The organism is Bradyrhizobium sp. 1200_D9_N1_1, from assembly GCF_052075915.1.
GTDB lineage: Bacteria > Pseudomonadota > Alphaproteobacteria > Rhizobiales > Xanthobacteraceae > Bradyrhizobium > Bradyrhizobium diazoefficiens.
Genome location: NZ_CP197226.1, coordinates 5,205,231 through 5,225,791 on the forward strand (window position 1 = coordinate 5,205,231; position 20,561 = coordinate 5,225,791).

Annotated in this window: 21 protein-coding genes; 8 read left to right on the plus strand and 13 right to left on the minus strand. The window is 64.8% G+C overall.

The features are described 5' to 3' along the window. Nucleotides 1-89: 89 nt before the first annotated feature. Nucleotides 90-1,325, minus strand: coding sequence for an FAD-dependent oxidoreductase (locus AB5K84_RS25250; RefSeq protein ID WP_074076985.1), 1,236 nt, complete (start codon nucleotides 1,323-1,325; stop codon nucleotides 90-92). A 119-nt stretch (nucleotides 1,326-1,444) separates the two neighbouring features. On the opposite strand from AB5K84_RS25250, the gene AB5K84_RS25255 reads away from it, so the two are divergent. Beyond that, complete coding sequence (locus tag AB5K84_RS25255; RefSeq protein WP_028171274.1) at nucleotides 1,445-1,720, plus strand: hypothetical protein; 276 nt, start codon at nucleotides 1,445-1,447, stop codon at nucleotides 1,718-1,720. Nucleotides 1,721-1,748: 28 nt separating this feature from the next. On the opposite strand, the gene AB5K84_RS25260 is transcribed toward AB5K84_RS25255, so the two are convergent. Next, nucleotides 1,749-3,263, minus strand: coding sequence for a caspase family protein (locus tag AB5K84_RS25260; RefSeq protein WP_038967108.1), 1,515 nt, complete (start codon nucleotides 3,261-3,263; stop codon nucleotides 1,749-1,751). 206 nt (nucleotides 3,264-3,469) lie between these two features. Between AB5K84_RS25260 and AB5K84_RS25265 the strand changes: the two genes are divergently transcribed. The 4 genes from AB5K84_RS25265 to fabA all read left to right on the plus strand — a co-directional run bounded on the left by AB5K84_RS25265 (nucleotide 3,470) and on the right by fabA (nucleotide 8,118). Then, on the plus strand, nucleotides 3,470-4,465 hold the full coding sequence (locus AB5K84_RS25265) for a helix-turn-helix domain-containing protein (protein ID WP_011087121.1): 996 nt from the start codon (nucleotides 3,470-3,472) through the stop codon (nucleotides 4,463-4,465). A 290-nt stretch (nucleotides 4,466-4,755) separates the two neighbouring features. After that, nucleotides 4,756-6,258 carry a DEAD/DEAH box helicase gene (locus tag AB5K84_RS25270; RefSeq protein WP_038967106.1) on the plus strand — a complete coding sequence of 501 codons (1,503 nt, stop codon included), beginning with the start codon at nucleotides 4,756-4,758 and terminating at the stop codon, nucleotides 6,256-6,258. Nucleotides 6,259-6,421: 163 nt separating this feature from the next. Beyond that, on the plus strand, nucleotides 6,422-7,489 hold the full coding sequence (locus AB5K84_RS25275) for a GGDEF domain-containing protein (RefSeq protein WP_011087119.1): 1,068 nt from the start codon (nucleotides 6,422-6,424) through the stop codon (nucleotides 7,487-7,489). A gap of 98 nt (nucleotides 7,490-7,587) precedes the next feature. Then, nucleotides 7,588-8,118 (plus strand): bifunctional 3-hydroxydecanoyl-ACP dehydratase/trans-2-decenoyl-ACP isomerase, encoded by a 531-nt coding sequence (fabA, locus tag AB5K84_RS25280; protein WP_011087118.1) that lies wholly within the window; start codon nucleotides 7,588-7,590, stop codon nucleotides 8,116-8,118. 64 nt (nucleotides 8,119-8,182) lie between these two features. On the opposite strand, the gene AB5K84_RS25285 is transcribed toward fabA, so the two are convergent. From AB5K84_RS25285 to AB5K84_RS25325, 9 genes are all read right to left on the minus strand, one after another. Next, the gene (locus tag AB5K84_RS25285) at nucleotides 8,183-8,623 is read right to left on the minus strand and encodes a TfoX/Sxy family protein (RefSeq protein ID WP_028171268.1); all 441 of its coding nucleotides are present in this window, start codon (nucleotides 8,621-8,623) and stop codon (nucleotides 8,183-8,185) included. Between the two features lie 178 nt (nucleotides 8,624-8,801). Then, nucleotides 8,802-9,143 carry a HesB/IscA family protein gene (locus AB5K84_RS25290; RefSeq protein WP_014495548.1) on the minus strand — a complete coding sequence of 114 codons (342 nt, stop codon included), beginning with the start codon at nucleotides 9,141-9,143 and terminating at the stop codon, nucleotides 8,802-8,804. A 123-nt stretch (nucleotides 9,144-9,266) separates the two neighbouring features. Continuing rightward, on the minus strand, nucleotides 9,267-9,638 hold the full coding sequence (locus AB5K84_RS25295) for an SUF system Fe-S cluster assembly protein (protein WP_011087115.1): 372 nt from the start codon (nucleotides 9,636-9,638) through the stop codon (nucleotides 9,267-9,269). Next, nucleotides 9,635-10,882 (minus strand): cysteine desulfurase, encoded by a 1,248-nt coding sequence (locus tag AB5K84_RS25300; RefSeq protein WP_011087114.1) that lies wholly within the window; start codon nucleotides 10,880-10,882, stop codon nucleotides 9,635-9,637. Before AB5K84_RS25300 ends, AB5K84_RS25295 begins: the two co-directional genes overlap by 4 nt. Further along, nucleotides 10,879-12,183, minus strand: a complete 1,305-nt coding sequence (gene sufD / locus AB5K84_RS25305; RefSeq protein ID WP_011087113.1) for a Fe-S cluster assembly protein SufD — start codon at nucleotides 12,181-12,183, stop codon at nucleotides 10,879-10,881. Before sufD ends, AB5K84_RS25300 begins: the two co-directional genes overlap by 4 nt. A 12-nt stretch (nucleotides 12,184-12,195) precedes the next feature. Next, complete coding sequence (gene sufC / locus AB5K84_RS25310) at nucleotides 12,196-12,945, minus strand: Fe-S cluster assembly ATPase SufC (protein WP_028171266.1); 750 nt, start codon at nucleotides 12,943-12,945, stop codon at nucleotides 12,196-12,198. Nucleotides 12,946-13,006: 61 nt separating this feature from the next. Continuing rightward, complete coding sequence (sufB, locus tag AB5K84_RS25315; RefSeq protein ID WP_011087111.1) at nucleotides 13,007-14,503, minus strand: Fe-S cluster assembly protein SufB; 1,497 nt, start codon at nucleotides 14,501-14,503, stop codon at nucleotides 13,007-13,009. Between the two features lie 113 nt (nucleotides 14,504-14,616). Further along, a complete protein-coding gene (locus tag AB5K84_RS25320; RefSeq protein ID WP_011087110.1) occupies nucleotides 14,617-15,756 on the minus strand; it encodes a cysteine desulfurase family protein in 1,140 nt (379 codons plus the stop codon). Nucleotides 15,757-15,807: 51 nt separating this feature from the next. Further along, nucleotides 15,808-17,001, minus strand: a complete 1,194-nt coding sequence (locus AB5K84_RS25325; RefSeq protein WP_038967105.1) for an acyltransferase family protein — start codon at nucleotides 16,999-17,001, stop codon at nucleotides 15,808-15,810. A gap of 44 nt (nucleotides 17,002-17,045) precedes the next feature. On the opposite strand from AB5K84_RS25325, the gene AB5K84_RS25330 reads away from it, so the two are divergent. From AB5K84_RS25330 to AB5K84_RS25340, 3 genes are all read left to right on the plus strand, one after another. Beyond that, nucleotides 17,046-18,029, plus strand: a complete 984-nt coding sequence (locus tag AB5K84_RS25330; RefSeq protein WP_162494093.1) for a LytTR family DNA-binding domain-containing protein — start codon at nucleotides 17,046-17,048, stop codon at nucleotides 18,027-18,029. A gap of 317 nt (nucleotides 18,030-18,346) precedes the next feature. Further along, nucleotides 18,347-18,994 carry an alpha/beta hydrolase gene (locus AB5K84_RS25335; RefSeq protein ID WP_008143006.1) on the plus strand — a complete coding sequence of 216 codons (648 nt, stop codon included), beginning with the start codon at nucleotides 18,347-18,349 and terminating at the stop codon, nucleotides 18,992-18,994. Between the two features lie 8 nt (nucleotides 18,995-19,002). Then, on the plus strand, nucleotides 19,003-19,515 hold the full coding sequence (locus AB5K84_RS25340; protein ID WP_028171262.1) for a DUF1697 domain-containing protein: 513 nt from the start codon (nucleotides 19,003-19,005) through the stop codon (nucleotides 19,513-19,515). Here the strand turns inward: AB5K84_RS25340 and AB5K84_RS25345 are convergent. Continuing rightward, nucleotides 19,512-19,835 carry a DMT family transporter gene (locus tag AB5K84_RS25345; protein WP_011087106.1) on the minus strand — a complete coding sequence of 108 codons (324 nt, stop codon included), beginning with the start codon at nucleotides 19,833-19,835 and terminating at the stop codon, nucleotides 19,512-19,514. The genes AB5K84_RS25340 and AB5K84_RS25345 overlap by 4 nt on opposite strands. A gap of 10 nt (nucleotides 19,836-19,845) precedes the next feature. After that, entirely contained in the window at nucleotides 19,846-20,523 is a 678-nt protein-coding gene (locus AB5K84_RS25350; protein WP_011087105.1) for a glutathione S-transferase family protein, read from the minus strand. Between the last annotated feature and the right edge of the window lie 38 nt (nucleotides 20,524-20,561).

Sequence of the window (20,561 nt, forward strand, 5' to 3'; positions counted from 1 at the left end):
TTGCGGTGCTTGAATCCGTCTGCGCTGTTGCACGCCCGCAACGCGCCGCGCGCGATTTAACGCGAAATTATCCCTACCCGATTACAGCGCTACGATGCCGGCGCGGCCTTGGACTGAACGTGCTCGGGCCGCACGCCGAGCGCGATCAGGCGCGCCGGGATGCCCTGGAGCCATGGCAGCGCGGTGATCAGGCGCACGATCAGCGGCACCTTCAACGGCCGGTCGCCGCCCTGCAGGGCGCCGCTGATGATGTTGTTCTGCACGATCACCTGCATGGCTTGCGTCATCTTCACCGGGAACTCGCGCCGGCGGCGCACGGCGTCGAGCTCATCCTCGGACGGGCAGCCGTGCTGAAGCTTGTCCGCGAGCAGGTTGGCGGTCGCGACCGCATCCTGCACGGCGAGATTGACGCCGACGCCGCCGACCGGCGACATCGCATGCGCGGCGTCGCCGATGAGAAGCAGGCCCGGCCGCGTCCAGCGCGCCAGGCGGTTGATCGCAACGGTGAGCAGCTTGATGTCGTCGAAGCTCTTCACGTCGGCAATGCCGCTTCGGAGGATCGGCGCCATGCGCACGACGTCGTCGAGCAGCGCCTGCAATCCCCTCGCCTTCACCGCATCGTGCTGCCCCTTGGCGATGACGTAGGCGCATTGCCAATAGTCGCCGCGGTCGAAGGTGATCATCATCTTGCCGGGCTCGACGCGCGCGAACACACTTTCCGTCTCGTCCGCCTTGCGGCCGGCGCGAAACCACAGCACGTCCATCGGTGCGCCGATTTCCACGACCTCGAGACCGGCGCGCTCGCGCACCGTCGAATGCCGGCCGTCGCAGGCGATGGTGAGATCCGCCTCGATGTCGATCGGTCCCTCCGGCGTCTTTGCCCGCACGCCGGCGAACGTCTCACCGCGGCGGATCAGGTCGACGGCTTCCGTGTTCATCATCACCCTGAGCGAGGCGAAGCGCTTGCCGGCCTCGCGCAGGAAGTTCAGGAAGTCCCATTGCGGCATGAAGGCGATGAACGGGTACTTCGTGTTCAGCCGGCTCAGATCGGCGATGCGCACCGGCGTACCGCCGAACAGGCCGTCCATCTTCTGCAAGCGCTGGTGCGGCAGCTTCAGGAAACCGTCGATCAGGCCGAGCTCATCCATCACCTGGAGCGTCGATGGATGCACGGTGTCGCCGCGAAAGTCGCGAAAGAAATCCGCATGCTTCTCCAGCACCACGACGTCGATGCCCGCGCGCCCCAGGAGATAGCCGAGCATCATGCCGGCGGGTCCGCCGCCGACGATGCAACACCGGACTTTTACGGAGGAACTCGGGTTCAAGGCCGCCCCTCATTTACGACTTAAGTTTTCTGTGCGGTGCAGCAAGCAAGTTTAATTTGCCGCAGCTGTGAATGCCCGTTAGCGTTGCAACGAATTTCGATTTCTTTCAGGAAATTGCGGTGCGGACTATCCTCATACTGCTCGGCGTCTGGATCCTGATCAACGTGCTTTTCGTCGTGATCATGATCCCGCCGCGGAAGTCGCATCGGCGGCAGACCGGCACGCTTGCGCCGGTGCCCATCGACCAGAACGGCTATCCGTTCGAGGAGCCGGAGAAGCTCCTGCTTCGCCATGTCATCATTTCGATCGCGATGGGCGCGCTCTTCTCGCTGGCTCCGCCCTTGATCGAAGCCGTCGAGTCCATCAAGCGCCGCATCAGGAAGCGCCGCGCGTAGCGGCGGCGGACGCCGCCTGCGCGACACCTCAGTTGTTGCTGCGGTTCGCCGCGCGAAAACTCTTGATCTCCGATACGCTGCCGTCGCGATAGGTCAGCTCCACCGAGACGAACTGCGTGGCCGGAGCGAGCTTCATGTAGAGCGGCATGCCGGCGGTGATCGCGCTGGGGTCGCGCATGTCACACCCCGGCATCTTCAGCACCTGATTGGGTACCGCGGTGTCGATGCCGATGCGCACCTCGCGGATGGCACAGCGGTAGGACACGAGGTGCGTGTAGTAGACGAGCAGCCCGTTGAACTCGCGGAATGACAGCCAGCTCGTCGCGGTCATGTCGAGGATCTTGCGCTGGTCGCGGATCAGCGCGGCCTCGGGATCGAACCTGATCGGGAACGGGCCCTGCATGTCGCCCGACTGATCGACATAGCGGACCTCGATGGTGCCGGCCTGTGCATCCGGCGGCAATTCGATCGACGGGTTCGGCATCCGCTTGCGCGTGCGCGGATCGAGCGTGTCGATGAATCCGGTCTCGCGGAAATCGCCATTGCCGGCCATGCGCCAGGAAATGCCGAGCGTCGGATCGGCGAAGGAGAACACCACGCTCCAGCCGCCATTGTGGCGCGAGAAGCTCGCGATCGGCGCGTTGGTGGTTTCCTCCTTCGGCACGCGCGGCACCGACACCGGCGGCAGTGCCGCAAGCTTCTGCGGCGGTGGATCGGCCGGGCGCGCAGCCGCGTCTTTCGCGGCGCCGCTCAAGAAGACGTCGTCGACCATCTGGTCGAAATAGACCGGCACCTGCCTGTGCTTGACGGTATCGGCCATCTCGCTGACGAGACGGCGGGTGCGCTGCGCCACCTGCACGAGGTTCTCGCCGGGTTGCAGCAGCTCCTTGGCGAAGGTGCGCGTGAACACCGAATTGGGATCGGCGTCGTCGTTGGAGAGGCGATCGAGCGCGGTCTGGCGGGGACCGGCCGAGAACACGGAGAACACGCCTTCGGGCAGCTGCATCATCGGCGCGAGCCCGCCGCCGCCGGCGACCGCGCGGGTCCCTTTGCGCTCGAACGGATTGTTGCGGCAAGCGTCGAACACCAGGATCGAGGTCCGCGCCTTCTTGTTTTGAAGGCGCTCGACGATGCGGTCCGCCAGGATGGAGGCGTCGCGCACCAGCTCTTCCTGCCCTTCCGTCGCCGCCGGCACGTCGGTCGGCAGCAGGTAGTTCTGGCCCGCGATCTCGAAACCGTGGCCGGCATAGAAGAAGAACGCGGTGTCGCCGGGCTCGATCGCCCGGTCGAACGCAAGCAGCGTCTCGGAGAATTGCTGCCGGCTCTGGTTCTCCGCCACCATCACCGAGAAGCCGAGCTGCTTCAGCGTGTCGCCCATGGTGCGGGCGTCGTTGACCGCCTTGAGCAGTTTCGGGACATTCCTGTAGTCGTTGTTGCCGACGACGAGCGCGACGCGCTTCTCGGCGCAGGCGGGAAGCGCGAAGCCGCCAAGGCTCGCCGCGAGGCCAAGGGTCACCAGAATTCTGAAAAGCCGACGCGTCATCGAAAAATTCCCGTTGCAGGACGGCTTACCGCCGGCGCCCCTCGTACAGTCCATTGGCGACCTTCGGCCGTTGTTGTCATAGTCGGTCCAGCCATAGCGGCGGTTCAACCGGCACAGCCACCGGTTCCATCGTCTGGGCCTATGGCAAGAACAGCTGGAATCTGGTTTCTCTTAGGCGCAATTCCGTTCGCGGACGAGGGGCTATCGTGTATCGCTGGTGCACTGACGAGGTCGAGCCGCAGGAGCGCTTCGACTATTGGCGCGAGGTGCGCGCCAAGGGCCTGTTCGGCGTCACCGCCGAGCTCGAGCGCGAACGGCGCGCGGACTTCTTCGGCGAATTCTCACTGCGCCAGCTCGGCGCTGGCGGTCTCGTCGAGCTGAAGGCCTCGCCCTACACGGTCGAGCGCAGCACCTCCGACATCGCCTACACACCCGGCGACAGCATCTGCGTCTACCAGCAGCTCGGCAGCGGCGGCTGGTTCGGCGGCATGCGCGGATCCGACTTCGCGATCGCCAATGGCAGCTTCGCCACCAGCCATACCGACCTGCCCTATCGCACCGCGCCACTCGACGCCGGGGGCTTCCACCTGCGCATCCTGAAGATCCCGGTGAGCCGCATCCCGGCGCAGGACAGGCGCATCCGCGAACTCACGCCGAAGACCTTCAATGACCATGCGCTGGCGCCCCTGCTCGCGGCCTGCTTTGCCGATCTCGGCGAGGTCGCCGCTGGCGATGACGGTGCTGGCGATGACGGTGCTGCCGATGCGACCTCCCTGGTCCAGACCTCCTTGGTTCAGGCCCTGGCCCACCTCGCGCTGATCGAGCGCGGCATCGTGCGCCCTGGCAGCCGGCTCGGGCAGGCTGCGCTGCGGACCGCCCGTCTTTCGCAGGCGCGGCGTCTGATCGCGCGCCAGCTGCAAAACCCGGATCTGGCGCCGGCGATGGTGGCCGACCTGCTCGGCGTTTCCGTGCGTCACCTGCACATGCTGTTCGAAGCCGCGGAGAAGAGCTTCTCGCAGACCGTGACCGACGAGCGCCTGAAGAGAAGCCGCCGCCTGCTGCGCGAGGCGCCGGAGCGGCTGATCGCCGACATCGCGACCTCCTGCGGCTTCGAGAGCTTGGCGACCTATTACCGGGTCTTCAACGCCGCCTATGGCATGGCCCCCGGCGACTTCCGGGCTCGGGTCCCAGAAGGGCATTAGGCGCTGCCTCCGCCCGGCCAATGGCCGAGGCGAAAAACCCCAGCCGGGCCCGCTATTTGGGTAAAACCTCAGGGTTTTTAGGGCCTTCCCGCGCCTGCTCCATTGACTTTGGCCAATTCCCGCCTATGTTCCGGGGCGACGCAGCTCGGATCGAAGAGCGATTCCTGAGCCTTGCGCTTTGTTCGCGTGAGTCAGCACCCCCAGCTTCCTAGAGAGCGCGCCGTTTCGGGGTGGAACGCGACCAGCCTTATTACCCTCGATTCCGAACGGCGGTTTCGACCAGAGGCTCAATGTCCTTTTCAAATCTCGGACTATCCGAAAAAGTCCTCGCCGCAGTGGCGGCCACCGGTTACACCACCCCCACCCCCATTCAGGAACAGGCGATCCCTCACGTCCTCGCACGCAAGGACGTCCTCGGCATCGCCCAGACCGGCACCGGCAAGACCGCGGCCTTCGTGCTGCCGATGCTCACCATCCTCGAAAAGGGCAGAGCCCGGGCGCGCATGCCGCGCACCCTGATCCTGGAGCCGACCCGCGAGCTCGCGGCACAGGTCAAAGAGAATTTTGATCGCTACGGCGCCGGCCAGAAGCTCAACGTCGCCCTGCTGATCGGCGGCGTCTCGTTCGGCGACCAGGATGCCAAGCTGACGCGCGGTGTCGACGTGCTGATCGCAACCCCGGGCCGCCTGCTCGACCACACCGAGCGCGGCGGCCTGCTGCTCACCGGCGTCGAGTTGCTCGTCATCGACGAAGCCGACCGCATGCTGGACATGGGCTTCATTCCCGACATCGAGCGCATCTGCAAGCTCGTCCCGTTCACGCGGCAGACCCTGTTCTTCACCGCGACCATGCCGCCGGAAATCCGGCGCATCACCGAGACCTTCCTGCACAACCCGCAGAAGGTTGAAGTCTCCAAGCCCGCCACCACCGCCGTCACCGTCACGCAGTCCCAGGTCCCGGCCGGGCGCGAGGCGCATGAAAAGCGCGAACTGCTCCGCCGCCTGCTGCGCGAGGCGAAGGATCTCAAGAACGCGATCATCTTCTGCAATCGCAAACGCGAAGTCGCGATCGTTCACAAATCGCTCCAGAAGCACGGCTTCAGCGTCGGCGCGCTACACGGCGACATGGACCAGCCGGCCCGCATGGCCGCACTCGAGCAGTTCCGCAAGGGTGAGCTGCCGTTGCTGGTCGCCTCCGACGTCGCGGCCCGCGGCCTCGACATCCCCGAGGTCAGCCACGTCTTTAATTTCGACGTCCCTCATCATCCCGACGACTACGTCCATCGCGTCGGCCGCACCGGCCGCGCCGGCCGCAGTGGTACGGCGATCTCGATCGTCACGCCGCTCGACCAGAAGTCGATGGTTGCGATCGAGAAGCTGATCGGCCAGAGCATTCCGCGCGCTGAAGGCGACTACGAAGTCCACGCAGAAGCCGGCGATGCGACCGACCGTCCGCGCGAGCAGCGCGGCCGCGAACGTTCACGCGGCGGACGCGGCAAGCCGCAACGCGGCCGCGACCGTGAGCGCAGCCACGAGCCGCGCGAGGCGCGGCCTTCAGCCGAAGCACGCCCCGCCCCCGAGGCGAGGCCCGCACGCGAGCCGAGACCTCCGCGCGAAGCCAGGCCATCACCCGAGCCGCGTCACGGCTCGCGCCCGCAGGCCAATGCGTCGCATGTGCCGTCGATCGGCCGTCCCGAACCGCGCCGCCAGCGCGAGGCCGACACCGAGCCGGGCGATCATTCCCACCTTCCGGCGTTTCTGTTGCGCCCGGTCCGCTCCCCCGCCGGCGCCTGAAGCGCGACGCGTTTCAGGCTGGTTGAGACAGAGCGCCGCACACGTTTTCAGGCGCATTCGTGAACGTATATTTACGGGTCGTTCACGATCGTCCGTTAGCCTACGAACATAATTTAAGCATTGCTGCGGTCGACGATGCATTGGCCGCCGTGGGGTATGTTCCGTGGTCAAGGTGCTTGACGAACACGAACGCACGATGGCGTTCGCCGAGGTGGCGCTCGGTCAGATCCGATCGCTTCGGCAGACGGCAATTCCCCGCAATTACGAGATCTGGTACGTCTACGCGACCGGCTACAACGCACCGCTCAACAAGATCATCAACGAGACGCTGGCCCGCCACGGCAAGCTGACCGAAGCCGATCTCGAGCAGATCTACGAGACCTATCTCTCCCACATCAAGACCACCGACCGCATCGACAAGGTCGGTGCGCGCGTCATCGGCGAGATCGATGACGTGATGAAGGTTCTCGGCGATGCGCTCGGCATGACCGGCTCCTACGACGCCAGCCTGTCGGGCGCGACAGAACGGCTGTCGTCGGCCAAGAGCCGCGAGCAGATCAAGGCGATCGTCGAGACGCTGGTGCGCTCGACCAGCGAGATGCGTGAGACCAACAAGGCGCTGGAAGACCGGCTGACGCTGTCCAGGAACGAGATCAGCAATCTCCAGCAGAGCCTGGAGGCGATCCGTGCCGAGAGCCTGACCGACCCGCTCACGGGCCTCGGCAACCGCAAATATTTCGATCGCATGATCGGCATGGCCGTTCAGAGTGCGCTCGCATCGGGCGAGCCGCTGTCACTGCTGCTGTTCGACATCGACCACTTCAAGTCGTTCAACGATTCCTACGGCCATCTCACCGGCGACCAGGTGCTGCGCCTGGTCGGCCTGTCCATGAAGCAGACCATCAAGGGCCAGGACATCACCGCGCGCTACGGCGGCGAGGAGTTCGCCGTCCTGCTGCCCAACACGGCGCTGCGCCAGGCCCTCACGGTCGCCGATCACATCCGCCGCGCCGTGATGGCGAAGGAGTTGAAGAAGAAGTCCACCGGCGAGATTCTCGGCCGCGTCACCATCTCCGTCGGCGTCTCCATGCTCAAGCCGGGCGACGACACCGACGCGCTGATCGAACGCGCCGATGCCTGCCTCTACGCCGCCAAGCGCAACGGCCGCAACCGCGTGATCTGCGAAGCGGATCCGGAATTTGCCGTTGAGACGCACAGCCGGGTGGCGTGACGGAAGCACCGCGCCGAACCGCGCGCGCTTGACATTCTTTCCTGACGGGCGACATCTTCCGCGCTGGCTCAACGCGCCTGACGCGAGGACATGTCGTCTTGCCCAACCCTCATGATTTCCACACGCCGCAACCGTCCTACACCAGGGAGGAGCTGCTGAGGTCGAGCGAAGGCGGCTATTTCGGTCCCGGCAATGCGCAATTGCCGGCACCGCCGATGCTGATGATGGACCGCATCTCCGAGATTAGCCTGGACGGCGGCGAGTTCGGCAAGGGCCATATCGTCGGCGAGCTCGACATTGTACCGGGCCATTGGTTCTTCGACTGCCACTTTCGCGGCGATCCGCTGATGCCGTCCTCTCTCGGGCTCGACGCCATGTGGCAGATGATCGGCTATTGGCTCGGCTGGTCGGGCTCACCGGGCAAAGGCCGCGCCATCGGCGTCGGCGAGGTGGAATGTACGGGCGAGATCACACCGACCGTGCAACGCGTGCGCTACGAGGTCGCCATGCGCATGGTCCGGCGCGGCAAGCTGGTGCTCGGAATTGCCGATGGCCGGGTGCTTGCCGACGGCGCCTGCGTCTTCACAGCCAAGGACATGCGGGTAGGCCTGACCAAGGCGGTGGAGTGAAGTCCTGTAGGGGTGGGCAAAGGCGCGCAGCGCCGTGCCCACCATGTCTCTCCGCACCAGCACCTCAACGGTGGGCACGCTTCGCTTTGCCTACCCTACGAACCGCTTTCTTGGCTGGCCGCTTCCTCGCAACGGGCTTCTTCGGCGCGACCTTCTTCGACGCCTTCTTGCCCTTGGGCCGCTGCTTCACCTTGGCGCGCTGGGCGGCGGCGAGCGCCGCCCTCGCCCATTGCGCAAGCTCCTGGGAATCGTCGAACAAGCGCGCGGGCAGCTCCCAGTAGGAGTTGACCGTCACGGTCTTGGCGCGGGTCGAGTACTGGAACGGCTTTGAGCCTTCTGTCTCGAAGTCCGGGATGGTCAATTCGTCGGCACGCAGGAACAGGCCCGCGCGCAGGGCGAGCGCGAAGTTGGTACCGTCGGCGGAGATGCCGTAGCCGGAGAACATCTTGCGGATGGTGACGGGGCCGAAATCGGCGAACAGGTCGATCAGGAATTCGCGGTCCATGGCCCCCCTCTCCTCATCGTCGTCCTGGCGAAAGCCAGGACCCATTACCCAAGGAGGAGTTTAGCGAAGACTCGAAGTCACGCTACGCGGCACCGGCACTTCCCACAATCGAGAGATCACGCGGTATGGGTCCTGGCTTTCGCCAGGACGACGGCGGAGTGAAACGGGAGAGCCGGGCCTACCCGTCGATCTTCGCCGGCCGCAGCTCGACCGATTCGCCGCAGCCGCAGGCGGAGACCTGGTTGGGGTTGTTGAAGACGAACTGGGCCTGCATCTTGTCGGCCTTGTAGTCCATCTCGGTGCCGAGCAGGAACAGCACGGCCTTGGGATCGACCAGGATCTTGACGCCCTTGTCCTCGACGACCTCGTCGGTCGGGCGGACATCATGGGCGTACTCGACGGTGTAGGACTGGCCGGCGCAGCCGCCGTTCTTCACACCGACGCGCAGGCCGACGATCTCGGAATCGGCGCGCTGGGTCAGCTCGCTGATGCGCTGGGCGGCGGCATCCGTCAGCCGCATCACCTGCGGGCGCGGCCGCCGCGGCTTCGGAGTGGAGGATGCTGGTGTTGCCTGTGTCATGTCAGTGATGTGGTCCGTTGCGGAGCAAATTCAATGCCAGGAATGAAAAGCAGAACGTACGCGTCACCACATGTTGAGCACGAGGCGGGCCTCGTCGCTCATGCGTTCGGGCGTCCACGGCGGCTCCCAGACGACCTTGACGTCGACCACGCCCACGCCGGGGACGCTGGCGACCGCATTTTCGACCATGGTCGGCAACTCGCCGGCGGCCGGGCAGTTCGGCGTCGTCAGGGTCATCTGCACGTCGACGGAACGGTCGTCCTTGATCTCGACCTTGTAGATCAGGCCGAGCTCGTAGATGTCGGCCGGAATCTCCGGATCGAACACGGTCTTGAGGCCCGCGATGATCTCGGTGGTCAGCCGCTCGGTTTCCTCCGGCGGCAGCGCCGACCGGGTTTCCATCGGATTGGCTTTGATTTCGGCCGTGTCACTCATGCGAACAAATCCCGCGCCTTCAAAAGCGCCTGTGCCAGATGATCGACTTCTTCCCGCGTATTATACATGCCGAATGAGGCCCGGCATGTGGCCGTCACGTTGAACCGCTCTAAAAGCGGCATCACGCAATGGGTGCCGGCGCGCACCGCGATGCCCTGGCGGTCGATCACGGTGGCGACGTCATGGGCATGAGCGCCCTTGAGCTCGAAGGAGATCACCGGGCCCTTGCCGCGGGCGGTGCCGATCAGCCGCAGCGAGTTGATCTCGCGCAGCTTCTCCTGGGCGTAGGTGACGAGATCGTGCTCGTGCGCGGCGATGCGCTCCTTGCCGATCGAATTGACGTAGTCGATCGCGGCGCCAAGGCCGACGGCCTCGACGATCGCGGGTGTGCCGGCCTCGAACTTGTGCGGGGGATCGCCGTAGGTGACGACATCGCGCGAGACCTCGCGGATCATCTCGCCGCCGCCGTTATAGGGGCGCATCGCGACGAGATGGTCGTACTTGGCCCAGAGCACGCCGATGCCGGTCGGGCCGTAGACCTTGTGGCCGGTGAAGACGTAGAAGTCGCAGCCGAGATCCTGGACATCGACGGGCATATGCACCGCGCCCTGGCTGCCGTCGACCAGCACGGGGATGCCGCGGGCGTGGGCGATCTTCACGACGTCCTTGATCGGGACGATGGTACCGAGCGCGTTCGACATCTGCGTGATCGCAACCAGCTTGGTCTTCGCCGTCAGGAGCTTCTCGAACTCCTCGATGAGGAAATTGCCCTCGTCGTCGACCGGCGACCATTTGATCACCGCGCCCTGTCTTTCCCTGAGGAAATGCCAGGGCACGATGTTGGAGTGGTGCTCCATGATCGAGATGACGATCTCGTCGCCCTCTTTGATGTTCGGCCCGCCCCAGGACGAGGCGACCAGGTTGATGGCCTCCGTCGCGTTGCGGGTGAAGATCACCTCTTCGGTGCGGCCGGCGTTGATGAACTGCGCGACCTTGGTGCGGCCGCCCTCATAGGCTTCGGTCGCGGCGTTGGCGAGGTAATGCAGGCCGCGATGCACGTTGGCGTATTCGCTCGTATAGGCCTGCGTCATGCGGTCGAGCACGACTTGCGGCTTCTGCGCGGAGGCGGCGTTGTCGAGATAGACCAGCGGTTTGCCGTAGACCTGCATGGCCAGCGCCGGGAAATCCTGGCGGACGCGGGCGACGTCGTAGGAGCCGTTCCTGACTGCCGGATGCGTGCTCATGACCGCCGCTCCAGCCAGCGCTCGGCAATGCCGATCACGTGCTCGCGCAAGCCGTCATCGGCGATCTGCTCGATCGCCTCGCCCACGAAGGCCTGGATCAGCAGCGCCTGGGCCTGCTTCTCAGGCAGGCCGCGCGCCTTCAGATAGAACAGCAGGCTGTCGTCCAGCGCGCCGGCGGTGGCGCCGTGGCCGCAGGAGACGTCGTCGGCAAAGATCTCGAGCTCGGGCTTGTTGTCGGCCTCGGCTTCGTCCGAGAGCAGCAGCGCCCGCGTCATCATCTTGCCGTCGGTCTTCTGCGCGTCGGGACGGACGATGATGCGGCCCTGGAACACCGAATGGGCGCGGTCGTCGATCACGGCGCGGAAGATCTCGCGGCTGACGCAATTCGGCACGGCATGGTCCACCACCAGCGTGGTGTCGCCATGCTCGGTCTTCTGCAACAGGTTCACGCCATTGATCGCGAGATCGCTGCCCTCGCCCGCCAGCGTGATGAAGCCCTGGAGGCGGCTGACGGCGGCGCCGCTGGTCATGTTGAAGAAATTGACCTTGGTGTTGGCGCCGACGGTGACGAATTGCGAGGTGATGTTCACCGCGTCAGGCGCGTCGTCCATCAGGCGGATATGCGCGACGTCGGCGTTGTCGCCGATCGTCACGATCACGGCGTCGCTGACCTGGTAGGCCTTTGCACCGGCCGCAACGAAGCTTTCGATGATGGTGGCGCGCGCGCCATTCCCGACCGCGACCTGCGAGCGGGTGAAGGCCGAAGCGGAAGCCGCGGTCGCGATATGAATGATCTGGATCGGCGCGGACAGCTGCGCGCCATCGGCAATTGACAGCACGACGCCGTCGGTCGCCAGCGCCGCGTTCAGCGCGATCACGGCGTCGGTGGACGCCGTCATCAGGAGAGCGGCATCCTTCTCCAGCGTCTCCCGGAGCGTCTTGAAGCCTACCTCGGAGGCAAGCGCCTTGACGTCGGAAAGGTCGGCCGCGAACACGCCATCGACCAGCACCAGCTTGCGCGCGCCTTCGATCGCGTGCGCCTTCACGGCGTCCGCAGCGCGCTTCAGCGCGGCCGTATCGGGCGCAGCCGCAAGCGGCAGCACCTCGCCGACCAGCGCGCGCAGGTCGGTGTATTTCCATTCCTCGATCCGGCGGTGCGGCAGGCCGAGACGCTCATAGGTCTCGAACGCCTCGCGGCGCACTGCTACGACCGCCGGCGAACCCGGCAGCCGGCCTTCGGCGCTGGCGAAGAGATCGCTCACCGCGCGGCCGTTTCCGGTCTTTGCCACAGCAACGTTCATCTCCAACAATCCTTACGCGTCCTCGAACTGGGCGTAGCCGGAATCTTCCAGCTCCAGCGCCAGCTCCTTGCCGCCGCTCTTCACGACGCGGCCCTTCGACATCACGTGCACGAAATCAGGCACGATGTAGTTCAGCAGCCGCTGATAATGGGTGATGACGACCATCGCGCGCTTGGGCGCGCGCAGCGCGTTGACGCCGTCGGCCGCAATCCGCAGCGCGTCGATGTCGAGGCCGGAATCCATCTCGTCGAGAATGCACAGGCTCGGCTCGAACAGCGCCATCTGAAGCACCTCGTTGCGCTTCTTCTCGCCGCCGGAGAAGCCGACATTGACGCCGCGCTTGAGCATGTCCTGCGGGATGTTCAGCGACTTCGAGACTTCGCGGACCTTCTTCAGGAAGTCCGGGGTCGAATATTCGCTCTCGCCGCGCGCCTTGCGCTGCGCGTTCAGCGCGGTGCGCAGGAATGTCATGGTGGCGACGCCGGGGATTTCCACCGGATACTGGAACGCCAAAAACACGCCCTTCGCGGCGCGCTCGTCCGGGGCCATCTCCAGCAGGTCCTCGCCCTTGAACAGGATCTGGCCGCCGGTGACTTCATAACCGGGCTTGCCGGCGATGACGTGGGAGAGCGTCGACTTGCCGGAGCCGTTCGGCCCCATGATCGCGTGCACCTCGCCTTCGTTCACGGTCAGCGTCAGCCCGTGGAGGATCTCACGCTCCTCGACACGAACCTGCAGGTCTTTCACTTCAAGCAAAGCCATTTTGGTGTCCAGTCTATTCAAATGATGCATGGAGCGCCGAAGCGCACCGCGAGGGTCGGTGTTAACCGACCGACCCTTCAAGCGAGATCGAGATCAGCTTCTGCGCTTCCACCGCGAACTCCATCGGGAGCTGCTGGAGCACGTCCTTGACGAAGCCGTTGACGACGAGGCCGACGGCTTCCTCCTGCGAAAGGCCGCGCTGGATGCAGTAGAACAGCACGTCCTCGGAGATCTTCGAGGTCGTCGCTTCGTGCTCGAACGTCGCCGAGGAGTTCTTCGCCTCGATATACGGCACGGTGTGCGCGCCGCATTTGTCGCCGATCAGCAGCGAATCGCAGGCGGTGAAGTTGCGCGCGCCGGTCGCTTTGCGATGCGCCGTCACGAGGCCGCGATAGGTGTTCTGCGATTTGCCCGCCGCGATGCCCTTGGAGATGATGCGGCTCGACGTGTTCTTGCCGAGATGGATCATCTTGGTGCCCGAATCGACCTGCTGGAAGCCGTTCGAGATCGCGATCGAGTAGAACTCGCCGCTGGAATTGTCGCCGCGCAGGATGCAGCTCGGATACTTCCAGGTGATGGCGGAGCCGGTCTCGACCTGGGTCCAGGAAATCTTGGAGCGATCGCCGCGGCAGTCGCCACGCTTGGTGACGAAATTGTAGATGCCGCCCTTGCCTTCCGAATTGCCGGGATACCAGTTCTGCACCGTCGAATATTTGATCTCGGCGTCGTCATGCGCGACGAGCTCGACCACGGCGGCGTGCAGCTGGTTCTCGTCGCGCTGCGGCGCGGTGCAGCCTTCGAGATAGGACACGTAAGAGCCCTTGTCCGCGATGATCAGCGTGCGCTCGAACTGGCCGGTGTTGCGCTCGTTGATGCGGAAATAGGTCGACAGCTCCATCGGGCAGCGCACGCCCGGCGGCACGTAGACAAACGAGCCGTCGGAGAACACCGCTGAGTTCAGCGTCGCGTAGAAATTGTCGGAGGTCGGAACCACCGAGCCCAGATACTTCTGCACCAGTTCGGGATGCTCGCGGATGGCCTCCGAGATCGGCATGAAGATCACGCCGGCCTTCTTCAGCTCCGCCTTGAAGGTGGTAGCAACCGAGACCGAGTCGAACACCGCATCGACCGCGATCTTGCGCCGGGCCGGGTCTTCCTCGCCCACCTTCGGCTCGACGCCTTCGAGCATGGCGACTTCCCGCAGGGGAATGCCGAGCTTCTCGTAGGTCTTCAGGATCTCCGGATCGATCTCGTCGAGCGAGGTGATCGACTTCTTCGGCTTCGGCGCCGAATAGTAATAGAGGTCCTGGAAATCGATCTTGGGATAGTCGACGCGCGCCCAGGTCGGCTCGGTCATGGTCAGCCAGCGCCGATAGGCCTCGAGCCGCCACTGGAGCATCCAGGCGGGTTCGTTCTTCTTTTCGGAGATGAACTTGACGGTCTCTTCCGACAATCCCTTGGGGGCCTTGTCGGACTCGATCAGGGTCTCAAACCCATAACGATACTGATCGACGTCGATGCGCTTCACGCGCTCGACCGTCTCTTGCACGGCTGGCATTCTATCCTCCGCTCGCGGTTTCAAGGACCGCGGTGGATCAAACTCGGACGAGTATTACGATGTTTTCTGGCCGAAAGCACGCGCTTAGAACCGTTCAAGCCGTGTTTCGTCGCTTAGTCTCTAAGTAGGGTATTACCGAGCTTTCGCCAAGCCTCTAACGCCCTATTGATGTCGTCCGGTTCTGTAGACCAGCCCAGACTGAGGCGCACCGCTCCCTGGGCCACGGCTGGATCGAATCCCATGGCGGACAGCACGTGGGACGGCTGGACCTTGCCCGAGGAACAGGCGGAGCCGGAGGAAACAGCGATGCCTTCGAGGTCGAAGCCGATCACCGCGGTTTCGGCCTTCAGGCCGGGGGCGGTGAACAGGATGGTATTTGGCAACCGCTCGGTGTCGTCAGAGAAGATCGTCGCTCCAGCGATCGCCCGGATGCCATTTTCCAAGCGATCTCTGAGGCTTGCCATCCGCTTTGCATCCTCCGGAAAAGCCTGAAGCGCGACCTTCACGGCCGCGCCGAAGCCGGCAATGCCCGCGACATTCTCGGTTCCCGCGCGCCGGTTCAGCTCCTGCCCGCCGCCGCGCAGCACCGGCTCCAGGCCCGCGAGCCCTTCGGCCACGACCAGCGCCCCGATGCCCTTGGGACCGCCGATCTTGTGTGCAGAAAACGTCGCAAGGTCCGCACCTACCGCATTAATATTGAACGGAATTTTGCCCAGCGCCTGGATCGCGTCGATATGCAGGAGGCCCCCGGCCTCATGAACGATCCGGGCGGCTTCCGCGACCGGCTGGAGCGCGCCGGTCTCGTTGTTGGCCGCCATGATGGAGACCAGGGCCGGCGGGCCGTCCTTCAGCAGCGCCCTGAGGTGGTCGAGATCGACCACGCCGGCGCGGGTCACCCTGATATGACCGACCTTGTCCGCCGGGAACCGGCCACCCGCCAGCACCGAGGCATGCTCAACGGCGGAGACCAGAAGCCGCTCGACAGGGCCGCCGGATGGCCCCCGCAGACCGGGCGACAGCGCCAGCGCATTGGCCTCGGTTCCGGCGGAGGTGAAGATGACGTTCCGCGGCAACGCCCCCACCGCCGCGGCAAGCGTGACGCGAGCCTCCTCGACCAGCCGCCGCGCCTGTCGCCCCTCGGCATGAACCGAGGACGGATTGCCGATCAGGTCGAAGGCAGCGACCATCGCCGCCCGCGCCTCGGGGCGCAGCGGCGTGGTCGCATTCCAGTCGAGATAGACGCGGCTTGGCATGGCGCCCTCTTAGCACCTTTTATCATCGCGCCAATCGCGAGCCGTCGCAGATCAGGCCGGCTGTTGCCGCGCAATCCCCGCCGCGGAACGGGACTCCATTCGCAATCCGAACAGCGGCCGTAGCCAGGCGATCCGGCGCGCGATCTCGTAGCTGACCAAACACGTGAGCGCGGTACCGGCAATCACGATCACGGCCTCGCTTCCGGCTGACAGCCCGCTGTCCCGCAGCGCGTGCGCAATCACGATAATCGCGGTCTGATGTACGATGTAATAGGGAAAGATCGCATCGGTCAGATAGCGGCGCACGGGGCTGTCGGCCGTCAAATGGCGTCGGGCAAAGCCGAGCACCGCCGCCATCGCCAGCCATTGGTAGCAGCCATAGACCGAGCCGGCGAACCAGCTCAGCATCGGCGACCGCGGGAACAAGCCGGCATAAACGAGGGCGGAGGCGGCGAAGCAGGCGGCTGCAAGCGTCAGCGCCACCCACCGTTGCCGCTCGATGTCGCGCCAGATGCTGTTCTCGCGCGCGAGCAGGAAGCCGATCAGAAACGCGGTCGCATAGTCTGCGTGATTGTACCAGTCGCCGAACAGCGCATGGGTCGACGGGAAGATTGGCGAGAGAAACAGCCGCCAAGCTGCAAACAGCAGGCACGGCAGCAACAGCAGCCATGGTCCGGCGAGCGCGGCCGCCACCCTCTCGCCGATCCAATCCGCGGCTGCCGGCCACAACGCCAGCACGCCGACCAAGACCATGGTGTAGATCCAGAGATAGACCAAGAACCAGAGATGGTTCCAGGTCGGCTGTACGATGCAGGGGTTCGGACAGAATTGCGAGCTGAACGCGAGGTAGTGCCGGATGTAAAAATCGACGAGGCCTTCTGGATAGCCGAGGCTCTCGACGATCTGGAGGTAGGATTGCGGCGGCACGATCACGAGCATGCCGAAGATCAGCGGAATCAAGAGCCGCGCCGACCGCGCGCGGGCGAAGGCGGCGAGCCGGTACTTTCCCAGCATGAAGCGGCTGGCTACCCCGGAGACCAGGAACAGCAACGACAGCCGCCAGGGATTGAGGAACAGCATTACGGGCTCGAGCCAGGTCAGCCGATGCACGCTCTTGATGTGAAATCCCCACGACACGTAGAGCATGCCGACGTGGTAGAAGATCAACAGCCCGAAGGCTAAAATCCGCACCCAATCCAGATCGATGCGCCGTTCCGAGATCGAAATTTGCTGCGGTGTTGACATGGTGTTCTGCTCCTTCACGGGACGACAAACGCGGTTTTCGGGCCATGGCTGACGGCCAAAATGCCCCCGAAACGAAGCGCGTCGAGACGGTTTGGGATCAGGACCGGGCGCGCGGGGACGAGGCGTCGGCGCCCGGGACAAGCGGTTGGCGCGGCGGGATCAGCGGCGGCGATTGGACGATTTTCGGTGCGATCGCGGCCGTCGCGTTCGCCATCGGAATCGTCAATGCACTCTCCGGCGCGCAGGACGCCGCCTGGCGCGGCGACAGCTATGACATTGGCCGGCGACTGTTCTGGGAACTGTCGAGCATCATCGTCATCCTGCTGCTGGTGCCGATCCTGGTGCTGGCCGTCCGGCGCATGCGCCAGCCACGGGGGCTGGCGATACGCATCGGAATCGCTGCGGTCGCCCTGCTCGGCTTCTCGGCCCTCCACATCACCGGAATGGTCTGGGTCCGGAAGCTCGCGCTCTGGCTCGCGGGAAGCGCCTACGACTTCCATTTCTCGCTCGCGGTGATCCTGTACGAGTTCCGCAAGGATGCCGTGACCGCTTCGCTGCTCGGAGCAACACTCTGGCTGATCGAAAGCCGACGAGAGCTGAGGAAGGCCGCGCGCGCGGCGATGTTTATGCCTGCCGCTCCACTGGAGCAGCCGCCCCCCGGTTTGATCTGGCTCCGGGACGGCGCCAGCCGTATTCGCGTCGCACCGCGCGACATCCTGTGGGTCGCCTCCGCCGGCAATTACATCGAATACAGCCTCGCCGACGGCACCCAGCGCCTGATCCGCGGCACGCTCGCCGCGACCGAAAACGACCTCGCCCGCTTCGCCATCGTGCGCGTTCACCGGACAAGGCTCGCCAATCTCGACCGGGTGCGTGGCGTGGAGTTCAAGCCGTCAGGGGATTTCGAGCTCACCTTCGACACCGGGCAGACGCTGGGAGGCAGCCGCCGCTACCGGCCCGCGGTCGCCTCGCTCGGAGACCGCACCGCCTTGTGTGAATCGCCTCCGGAGGCCCCCGACAGCCGATAAACAATCGTGATTCCAATTGGTTGTCGGCGCAATGGCGCTCCTCGTCATCACCTTGTTCGATCCCGACCGCTGTTGGCGTGACATGCGGACGACAGGTTAAGCTCTTGAGCCCATTGCGATATGTCGAAGATGCTTGCTTTTTGACCCACGCCTCATGTTAGAACGCGCGCGTCAGTTCACCGCGCGCCGCTCGCGCATCATCCGAGGGCGCCACCGCTTCCTTCCATTCGCGCTTTCGTCGGCATCACTGTCGATGAGGCCACAATCGGTTGATTGCCAAGGACCGCTTCTCCACGGAATCAACCAAGAGATCATCGATGCCTGAAGTTATTTTCGCCGGCCCCGCCGGCCGTCTCGAAGGCCGCTACCACCCGGCCAAGCAGAAGAACGCGCCGATCGCGATGATCCTGCATCCGCATCCGCAGTTTCACGGCACGATGAACCATCAGATCGTGTACCAGTGCTACTACGCCTTCGCGCACCGCGGCTTTTCGGTGCTGCGCTTCAATTTCCGCGGCGTCGGCCGCAGCCAGGGCTCGTTCGACCACGGCACCGGCGAATTGTCGGATGCGGCGGCAGCGCTCGACTGGGCGCAGACCATCAACCCCGAAGCGCGTGCCTGCTGGGTCGCCGGCTTCTCCTTCGGCGCCTGGATCGGCATGCAACTCCTGATGCGCCGTCCCGAGGTCGAGGGCTTCATCTCGATCGCGCCGCCCGCCAACCTCTACGACTTCTCCTTCCTCGCGCCCTGCCCGTCCTCAGGCCTGATCGTGCATGGCGAGAAGGACGCGGTGGTGCCGCCCAAGGACGTCAACACGCTGGTCGAGAAACTGAAGACGCAGAAGGGCATCGTGATCGACCAGCAGGTCATCCCCGGCGCCAACCACTTCTTCGACGCCAAGCTCGAGCCGCTGATGGAAACCATCACGGCCTATCTGGACATGCGTCTGGCGAACGTGCGCTGAGGCCCCAAATGGGCTCGTTCGTCGCCTTGCTGCGTGCCGTGAATGTCGGCGGCACCGGCAAGCTGGCGATGAGCGAGCTCAAGGCGATGTGTGAGGATCTCGGCTTTGCCGCCGTGCGCACCTATATCGCCAGCGGCAACGTCGTCTTCACCAGCCGCAAATCAGAAGCTGCGATCAAGAGCGCACTCGAACAGCGCCTCCATGCCTACGCCGGTGCGCCGGTTGGCGTGCTTGTGCGCAGCGCCGCCGAAATGGCGCAAGTCGCGACCGATAATCCCTTTCCGAAAGCCGCGCCCAACCGCACGGTTGCGATCTTCCTCGACAAGGCTCCGCCCGCGGATGCGCTGTCCGGGATTCGCGGCCAGAAGAACGAGGAGCTGCGCCTCGGCCGCCGCGAGATCTACGTCCACTATGGCGACGGCATGGGGACATCGAAGCTCGTCATCCCCGCCGCGAAAACCGGCACCGCGCGTAACATGAATACGATCGCGACGCTGGCCAGGATGGCCGCGGAGCTCTAGGCCAGCTTCAGCGCGGCGATCCCTGTCAGCACCAGCACGATACCGGCGATCTTCATTGCACTCAGGGTCTCGCCGAACAGCACCACGCCCATGACGAAGGTGCCGGCAGCACCAATGCCGGTCCAGACCGAATAGGCGACGCCGACCTCGAGCACCTTCAGCGCGCGTCCGAGCAGGAACACGAAGGCCGCGAGCAGCGCGAGCGACGCGATGCTCCAGCCCGGCCGCGTGTAGCCTTCCGCATATTTCATCGAGATCGCCCAGCCGACATCGAGCACGCCGGCGATCACCAGCATGAGCCAGGCCAATGATGGTGACATCGGTGCGGGCTCAGGCCGCGAGCTTGAGCAGGTGCGCGTCGTGGCGCACGAGGAAGGCGCGGAGCAATTGCGGATAGTCCGCTCCGACCGCGCTCCGCACGCTCGGACGCTTCGCCAGCTCAGCTCGCCACGCCCGGACCTTCGGCACATCCGTGAAGATGCCATGCTCGGTCAGCTCATCGAACAGATCGAAATAGCGGAAGACGGGTGCGAACACGGCATCGACAAGGCTGAACGCCTCGCCCGCAAAATACGGACCAGCGCCGAGCGCAGCTTCGACGCGCGCGAACTTGGCCGCCAGCGCCTGACGCTTGCTCTCGAACGTCGCGGGATCGGTCGTCGTCTCCAGCCCCCAGAGATCGCCAAGGATCGCCGAACCGAACTCCATCCAGGCGCGGTGCTCGGCACGGCTCAGCGCATCCGCCGGATGCAGCTTCGCGCCCGCTTGCGTCTCCTCGATGTATTCGCAGATCACGTTGCTCTCGAACAGCGCGACCTCGCCCTTGTCGGTCGTCACCACCAGCACCGGCACCTTGCCGAGCGGCGACAGCTTGAGAAACCAGTCGGGCTTGTTGGCGAGATCGATGTCGACGCGCTCGAACGGCACGCCCTTCTCTTTGAGCGCGATCACCGCGCGCTGCACATAGGGGCAAAGCTTGTGGCTGATCAGTTTGAGCGAAGCGGTCATGGCCAATCCCGGTGGTTGGATGCAACTGCACCCATAAT

What these genes read in the sequence shown, in the direction of transcription:
- AB5K84_RS25340 (WP_028171262.1), top strand. Translation starts at nt 19,003, where the DNA reads ATGGGCTCGTTCGTCGCCTTGCTGCGTGCCGTGAATGTCGGCGGCACC.
- AB5K84_RS25270 (WP_038967106.1), top strand. Translation starts at nt 4,756, where the DNA reads ATGTCCTTTTCAAATCTCGGACTATCCGAAAAAGTCCTCGCCGCAGTG.
- AB5K84_RS25325 (WP_038967105.1), bottom strand. Translation starts at nt 17,001, where the DNA reads ATGTCAACACCGCAGCAAATTTCGATCTCGGAACGGCGCATCGATCTG.
- AB5K84_RS25320 (WP_011087110.1), bottom strand. Translation starts at nt 15,756, where the DNA reads ATGCCAAGCCGCGTCTATCTCGACTGGAATGCGACCACGCCGCTGCGC.
- AB5K84_RS25350 (WP_011087105.1), bottom strand. Translation starts at nt 20,523, where the DNA reads ATGACCGCTTCGCTCAAACTGATCAGCCACAAGCTTTGCCCCTATGTG.
- AB5K84_RS25345 (WP_011087106.1), bottom strand. Translation starts at nt 19,835, where the DNA reads ATGTCACCATCATTGGCCTGGCTCATGCTGGTGATCGCCGGCGTGCTC.
- AB5K84_RS25330 (WP_162494093.1), top strand. Translation starts at nt 17,046, where the DNA reads ATGGCTGACGGCCAAAATGCCCCCGAAACGAAGCGCGTCGAGACGGTT.
- AB5K84_RS25295 (WP_011087115.1), bottom strand. Translation starts at nt 9,638, where the DNA reads ATGAGTGACACGGCCGAAATCAAAGCCAATCCGATGGAAACCCGGTCG.
- sufB (WP_011087111.1), bottom strand. Translation starts at nt 14,503, where the DNA reads ATGCCAGCCGTGCAAGAGACGGTCGAGCGCGTGAAGCGCATCGACGTC.
- AB5K84_RS25260 (WP_038967108.1), bottom strand. Translation starts at nt 3,263, where the DNA reads ATGACGCGTCGGCTTTTCAGAATTCTGGTGACCCTTGGCCTCGCGGCG.
- AB5K84_RS25335 (WP_008143006.1), top strand. Translation starts at nt 18,347, where the DNA reads ATGCCTGAAGTTATTTTCGCCGGCCCCGCCGGCCGTCTCGAAGGCCGC.
- AB5K84_RS25285 (WP_028171268.1), bottom strand. Translation starts at nt 8,623, where the DNA reads ATGGACCGCGAATTCCTGATCGACCTGTTCGCCGATTTCGGCCCCGTC.
- AB5K84_RS25300 (WP_011087114.1), bottom strand. Translation starts at nt 10,882, where the DNA reads ATGAGCACGCATCCGGCAGTCAGGAACGGCTCCTACGACGTCGCCCGC.
- AB5K84_RS25290 (WP_014495548.1), bottom strand. Translation starts at nt 9,143, where the DNA reads ATGCGGCTGACGGATGCCGCCGCCCAGCGCATCAGCGAGCTGACCCAG.
- sufD (WP_011087113.1), bottom strand. Translation starts at nt 12,183, where the DNA reads ATGAACGTTGCTGTGGCAAAGACCGGAAACGGCCGCGCGGTGAGCGAT.
- sufC (WP_028171266.1), bottom strand. Translation starts at nt 12,945, where the DNA reads ATGGCTTTGCTTGAAGTGAAAGACCTGCAGGTTCGTGTCGAGGAGCGT.